The organism is Pseudomonas sp. SB113, from assembly GCF_040754745.1.
Classification (GTDB): Bacteria; Pseudomonadota; Gammaproteobacteria; order Pseudomonadales; family Pseudomonadaceae; genus Aquipseudomonas; species Aquipseudomonas grimontii.
Map to the genome: position 1 here is coordinate 1 of NZ_JBFMHW010000125.1, position 479 is coordinate 479.

Genomic DNA, 479 nt, shown 5'->3' on the forward strand with positions numbered 1-479 from the left:
TCATAGCAGCGACGGTGCTGCGTATCGGCTTTGCACTCATCACCACCGAATTGCTGAAGCTGGGTCCTGCCCTGCTGATAGCGGGCGGCTTGCTGCTTCTGTGGGTGTGCTGGAAAATGTGGCGCGAACTGACCGTTTCGCATGAAGACGAGCATGCGGCCACCGAGGCGATGTCCGATTCCGATCTCGACAGCGACGGTCAAGTTGCTGGAAAGGCTCCGCGCAAGACCTTTGCCCAGGCTGCCTGGCAGATCGTCAGTGCAGACGTGTCGATGTCTTTGGATAATGTCCTTGCGGTTGCAGGCGCGGCCATGGATCACCCGACCGTCCTGATTATCGGTCTTGGTCTGTCCATTGCACTGATGGGTTTTGCCGCGACCTTCATTGCAAATCTTCTGCATAAATATCGCTGGATCGCCTATATCGGCGTTGCCATCATCCTCTATGTGGCACTGAAAATGACCTATGATGGTGCAATC

At 55.5% G+C, this 479-nt stretch carries 1 protein-coding gene; it reads left to right on the plus strand.

Translation table 11 applies throughout. From position 1 onward, the window contains the following. A partial coding sequence (locus tag AB1462_RS31775) for a YjbE family putative metal transport protein (RefSeq protein ID WP_367249051.1) occupies nucleotides 1–479 on the plus strand: 479 nt, incomplete at both ends.